This window comes from Mycobacterium sp. (assembly GCF_052144515.1).
Classification (GTDB): Bacteria; Actinomycetota; Actinomycetes; order Mycobacteriales; family Mycobacteriaceae; genus Mycobacterium.
Window position 1 is genome coordinate 1 of the sequence record NZ_JBKQQD010000039.1, and the last position, 2,578, is coordinate 2,578.

A 2,578-nucleotide genomic window follows, 5' to 3' on the forward strand; every position below is an offset into this window, starting at 1 on the left:
GGCCAGGAACACCACGTCATGGCCCGCGAGCAAGGACACGTCCGTGGGCTCGACCACCCGATGCGCCAGGGGGGTCAGGTGCGGATGGTGCTCACCGAGCGTGGTGCCGACGCTGGCTGCGGCGGTCACCGCGCCGATGGCCAGTCGGCCGTCGGTGTAGGCCGGATGCCCGAGCAGCAGCCGTAGAATTTCACCGCCCGCGTAGCCGCTGGCCCCGGCAACCGCCACCTTCAGTACGTCGGCCATTTCGACGATTCTGCATGGTTATGCAGATGTTTGCAAATCCATTCGACCCTCCCAGGTGCAGACGGGGCGGCGCCCCGGAGCGCCGCGTCGGTTCGGGCTTCGCTTCTACACGAGTACCGACAGGTCTCCGGGGCGCCGGGGCTTTAGCGGGGTCTAGGCGGCTACACCGATGCCCGGGCTCGCATTCAAGGCGGTTTGGAGGAAGAGTCCCAGGTCGTTCAGGGCCACTTCCAAAGATGTGGTGAGAGCACCACCCGTCTGGGCGATCCCGGACAAGGCGCCCTCGAGCCCTATTGCAAGCGACTCACCGGTTTGGAACAGCCCGGGGAACGCGACCCCGACGCTCCCGGCCAGACCGCCGGCGAGCGCGTCCGCCACCGCCTGGGTGGTGTTGGCCCAGATTGTCGCCAGCGCGCCACCGGTCTGCGCCAGCCCCGCCAGGCCGGCGCCCACGCTCCCCCCGAGAGCTTCGACGGAAGTGACCAGACCCGCGAGGCCGCCGGTAAGGCCACCCGCCAGGGCCCCGCCGGCCTGTAGCAGGCCGTTCAGCGCACCACCGAGGCTGGCCCGACAGCGCCACACCGATCGACAGCATCAGGCTGGGGATGGACAGCGTCGGCAAGGCGGCAAAGAAGTCGGCGGCCACGGTCTCGCCCGTCTGGATCGCCGCGTTCAGGCCCGCCCCGATGTTGGCTGCCAGGTTACCCAGCCCCGCACCGAAGTGCGCCGCCAGCGTCTCGCCGGTCTGAATCAGCCCGGACAGGTTGGCGCCCACGTTCAGGCTGCCCGACAACATCGCGTTCAGCGACGCGCTCAACCCAGTCAGCGACGCGCCAATCGACCCACCGAGCCCATTCAGCGCCGCACTCAACTCCACACCCAGCGAACCCAGGTTAGGCAGCGAGATCGGCGGCAGCCCCAGACCCCCCGAGAGCCCACCGGTCAGCGCCAGCCCCAGGTCGGCCCCGATCGCCGGCAGGTTGGGCAGCGTGACCGGCGGCAACCCCGGCAACGTCAACGAGAACGGCGGCCCAGTCCGGGCTTCCGGGGGCTAGGCGGTGAACGCTTCCGCTAGCGCTTCAGGCGCATAATCCACCAGCGCGGGAATGAGGCCGCCCACAGGTGGACCCGTCACTGTGACGGTATTGAACAGGGGCGCACCAGGCACCGTCGCCGTCACATAAAGGGGCTGGAGAGGAACGAGGAGCCCGGTGACGGGGATGTTCGCCGTCACTGAAAATCCAGACAGCGGCAGGCTCACCGAAAGCGTCTGTTCGCCATTGAGCAACGCGTTGGCGACGGTGGCGGGCGCGTCGAAGAGCGCGGTGGCCACAGCCAGCGGGTTGCCGGCCAGTATCGCGCTGGATATTTCTGCGCCGGTTGCTGTGATCGCGCTGCTTACGTTGACCTGAGCGCCCAAAGCATCGAAGGCCAGGAGTTCCGGTAGCCCGATGCCAAGCGCAAGTGATGCGCCCGACGAGTTCAGAGATGTTATGGATAGCGATACCGGGGCGCTAACGGCGGAAACCACTTTTGCGAAGCCCAGCCCAATTTGTCCGGGTACGGTGGCGATCGACATCGGGTTTCCACTCGCCAGCGACGTGGCAAGCAGCTCGGGATAGCCGGTGCCCGCGCGGATCAGGGCAGGCGCCGTCTGGGTAACCCAGTCGTTGCCGAGGCTCTGCACATTGGCGAAGGTATTCGCGATCAGGCTTTGATACGGGCCGACGACATTGCCACCGGACGCGGCAGCGCCGGTAGCGGCCGCCGCGGCGGTCTGCATCGACGACTCCGCTCCCAACAGCGTCCGCGCGGGCGCATTCAGCGTGTTCGCCACGGTCTGCTCCGCGTTGGCGGCCTCGGCGCCGACATAAGCAGCCGCGGTTCCGTTTAACAAATTGACGAATTGCGCATGAAACGCCGCCGCTTGTGCCCCGATAGCGTGGTATTCCTGACCGAAGGCCCCGAAAAGCGCCGCGACCCCCGCCGATATCTCGTCCTCGGCCGCCGCCATTACGGACGTCGTGGGACCGGCTGCCGCCGCGGTCGCCTCGCTTAGCGTCGAATGGATACCCGCCAAATCTTGCGCCGCGGTCGTCACCATGTCCGGCGTCGCCAATACATAAGACATGTCTATCTCCCGTCGACTCACCGCGTTCGGCCGAAGACCATTGAGGCAATGAGCGTAAGCGCAAATCGTTCACTCGCGCGGGAGATTCGTTTTTTCGTTACCTCGTGTCGGCGGTTATTCGTAGTGCGGGTCGCCAGGCCTTAAGAATTGCGGCACCCGACACTCGGGCTTGCCAACATCGCGAGGCTGGGACACGCGCCT

Annotated in this window: 3 protein-coding genes and 1 pseudogene; 1 reads left to right on the plus strand and 3 read right to left on the minus strand. The window is 66.7% G+C overall.

From position 1 onward, the window contains the following. Both ACLP9N_RS02000 and ACLP9N_RS02005 read right to left on the minus strand, forming a co-directional pair. Positions 1–262, minus strand: a pseudogene (locus ACLP9N_RS02000) (N-acetyl-gamma-glutamyl-phosphate reductase); the annotation flags it as partial. Between the two features lie 137 nt (positions 263–399). Continuing rightward, positions 400–828 (minus strand): hypothetical protein, encoded by a 429-nt coding sequence (locus ACLP9N_RS02005; RefSeq protein WP_442405830.1) that lies wholly within the window; start codon positions 826–828, stop codon positions 400–402. A gap of 182 nt (positions 829–1,010) precedes the next feature. On the opposite strand from ACLP9N_RS02005, the gene ACLP9N_RS02010 reads away from it, so the two are divergent. Continuing rightward, positions 1,011–1,301, plus strand: a complete 291-nt coding sequence (locus ACLP9N_RS02010; RefSeq protein WP_442405831.1) for a hypothetical protein — start codon at positions 1,011–1,013, stop codon at positions 1,299–1,301. Here the strand turns inward: ACLP9N_RS02010 and ACLP9N_RS02015 are convergent. Beyond that, on the minus strand, positions 1,298–2,377 hold the full coding sequence (locus ACLP9N_RS02015; RefSeq protein WP_442405832.1) for a PE family protein: 1,080 nt from the start codon (positions 2,375–2,377) through the stop codon (positions 1,298–1,300). The genes ACLP9N_RS02010 and ACLP9N_RS02015 overlap by 4 nt on opposite strands. Positions 2,378–2,578 lie beyond the last annotated feature (201 nt).

What these genes read in the sequence shown, in the direction of transcription:
- ACLP9N_RS02015 (WP_442405832.1), bottom strand. Translation starts at nt 2,377, where the DNA reads ATGTCTTATGTATTGGCGACGCCGGACATGGTGACGACCGCGGCGCAA.